This is a genomic window from Patiriisocius sp. 208BN25-11 (assembly GCF_058147145.1).
Genome location: NZ_JBYVJY010000182.1, coordinates 1 through 229 on the forward strand (window position 1 = coordinate 1; position 229 = coordinate 229).

General features: G+C 36.7%; 1 protein-coding gene. It reads left to right on the plus strand.

What is annotated here, in order from left to right; genetic code table 11:
- Window positions 1-58 precede the first annotated feature (58 nt).
- A partial coding sequence (locus tag ACY2RS_RS16045; protein ID WP_490099645.1) for a peptide-methionine (S)-S-oxide reductase occupies window positions 59-229 on the plus strand: 171 nt, incomplete at its 3' end.

Consider the following 229-nt stretch of genomic DNA (forward strand, 5'->3'; position numbering starts at 1 on the left):
ACTGTTAAAATGACGCGCCATACGTAAAGGCAGCAATGGTATTCTTATTTTTAATCAAATGAAAAACGATTTATCCAAAATAGCTTTATGCGGCGGCTGTCATTGGTGTACCGAAGCTGTATTTCAATCACTAAAAGGCGTTATTTCTGTAGCACAATGGTATGTTGCTTCTAACAATGAGAATAACAACTTTTCTGAAGCAGTAGTCGTACACTACGATTCCAATAGA